This window comes from Microcystis sp. BLCC-F209 (genome assembly GCF_041928595.1).
Taxonomy (GTDB): Bacteria; Cyanobacteriota; Cyanobacteriia; order Cyanobacteriales; family Microcystaceae; genus Microcystis.
In genome coordinates this window covers 1-1,721 of record NZ_JBHFLL010000201.1, presented here as the reverse complement: position 1 = coordinate 1,721, position 1,721 = coordinate 1, and the positions used below count along the sequence as shown (strand labels likewise).

At 44.3% G+C, this 1,721-nt stretch carries 2 protein-coding genes; both read right to left on the bottom strand.

What is annotated here, in order from left to right; all coding sequences use genetic code 11:
• Nucleotides 1-332: 332 nt before the first annotated feature.
• A complete protein-coding gene (locus tag ACE1AQ_RS13080) occupies nt 333-863 on the bottom strand; it encodes a type IV pilin-like G/H family protein (protein WP_374808546.1) in 531 nt (176 codons plus the stop codon).
• A gap of 356 nt (nt 864-1,219) precedes the next feature.
• Nucleotides 1,220-1,498, bottom strand: a complete 279-nt coding sequence (locus ACE1AQ_RS13075; protein WP_106909867.1) for a DUF4164 domain-containing protein — start codon at nt 1,496-1,498, stop codon at nt 1,220-1,222.
• Nucleotides 1,499-1,721: the final 223 nt, after the last annotated feature.

Sequence of the window (1,721 nt, the reverse complement as noted above, 5' to 3'; positions counted from 1 at the left end):
TTATCAGTTAAGTAGGTAGGCACAATTATTTGTAGGATGGGTTAGCGGTAGCGTAACCCATGCGGGCGTTGGGTTTCATGCTTCAACCCAACCTACGTTTATTTTATATTTAATTCCACCCACCTACTTATCAGTTATCAGTTATCGGGAGACAGGAGATTGGTTTTATTTATTCTCCCCACTTCCCCACTTCCCCACTTCCCCACTTCCCCACTTCCCCAAAAAATCAAAAGCGCAAGGTTTCCGAGAAAACATTTCCCTGCCACCTTCCGCTAGATTATCAATTGTTGGTTATTATGCCAGAAAGCTTTTAAGCAATCTGGGAAGAATATCTAGTTAACTTCTGTGCTATTGTCTGGAGGACAATCATCCACCTGACCTTGACTTACAGTCGCCGTGACAGTATCTGCAGGTGTATTTGCTTCACAAATGATTGAACTGAAAACACCCGCATCGGTTTGACCTACTGCAGCAGAGTAGTCGCGAATATCGTTGCTAAAAGTTTTAGCCGTAGCATTGTTTACAGCTTGTGTGGCATCAAAACCATCCTCAGTATCAGGATAGTCGTAGTATTCAGGTTGTATAGATATGGGCAACTGGTTGTCATCAGCTGTAAGGGAGAATTGTCCAAAAGTAGCCTTCTGTAAGCGGAAAGCCTGTTGAGCGCGGTTAATGGCAGCGAGGTTGGTGCGAGCTTCCACTTGTCTGCCTTTGGCTACCTGACCGAGGAGGTTGGGGAGAGCGATGGCGGCGAGTACACCGATGATGATAACGACAACTAGGAGTTCAATGAGGGTGAAACCTTTGTTACGGTTCTTTTTGTTGAGAGCTTGGAGGAGTTTGAATTTGAAGGTGGAGTTCATAGGTATATCCTTTGGTAAGTGTTTTTTGTTCTCTATAAACAACTTACCCACCTGTTTCAGAAAACCTATCACCCTTGGGAAAAATTTTTTTTGGGGAAGTGGGGAGGTGGGGTGATGGGGTGATGGGGGAATGGGGTGGTGGGGTGGTGGGGGAATGGGGAAGTGGGGGAATGGGGTGATGGGGATTTTCCTGAATTTAGGTTTGACAAGAGGTATAATAAGGTTTTAGGACTGATCGTCAACATGACTAATAATGCCGATAAATGGCTACTAAAAACCCCAAAATCCCCAAAACCCTAAGTTCCCAAAACCCTAAGTTCCCATTTCAGGTTAGGTTTAAGTATCGGGGGTAACTTCTAGGGATTGGGGAAAAAACCGAAAAGTTTAGCAGCACCTCCCAAGACAGCAACCACCAAAGCTATCAGAATCCCCCGGTTGGTGAACTCCTGATAACCAACCCGTGCCGTTAATCCCTCGATTTTCTCGTCTAATACTTTAATATCGCCTTTTAACTCGGCCTTGAGTTCGGCCTGTCCGATTTCTAATTTTGTGAGACGTTCATCGATTTTGTCGATTTTACTTTCAATCCTGGTTAGGACAGCTTCTAGGGAATAGCTGACGGTTTCGTTGGACATTTGCTAGACTCCTAAAGTTATCAATAGTTTTCGGGGTGTGAGACTAGAGAATTTTAGGGATTGTTACCGAGGAAAAGAATTCTGAGGCTCTTCTAGGTTCTGTGTGATCAGTTTAACTTACAATATGATCGATCAATCTTTGTGTCCTTTGTGTCTTTGTGGTTCGTTCCACTCACTCGCCAGCAGGACTGTATCCTAGAATACATTTTACCCACCAAACCTG